Genomic DNA, 202 nt, shown 5'->3' with positions numbered 1-202 from the left:
CTTCAGCAGATTATTCCACATCGGGTGCAGATCTTCGCCGGTGCGGTTATCCGCCGCGTCATACCAGAAACGCTCCTCGCCGTCCGGCTGAATGCTGCGCGTCATTCTGCCCGCCGCATCGTAGCCCCACAGTGACTGGCTGTATTTTTCTGCCGGGCTGGACGGGGCGCCATCGGTGACAGTCTGGCGAATGATCTGATCG

General features: G+C 60.4%; 1 protein-coding gene. It reads right to left on the bottom strand.

The window, feature by feature from the left end; genetic code table 11:
- The coding region (locus VH86_RS24605) for an RHS repeat domain-containing protein (protein WP_045834446.1) at positions 1 to 202 on the bottom strand (202 nt) is incomplete at both ends.

The organism is Pantoea sp. BL1 (assembly GCF_000963985.1).
Taxonomy (GTDB): Bacteria; Pseudomonadota; Gammaproteobacteria; order Enterobacterales; family Enterobacteriaceae; genus Pantoea; species Pantoea rwandensis_B.
Note: the sequence above shows the minus strand (reverse complement) of the source record. Positions and strands in the feature narration are given on the sequence as shown.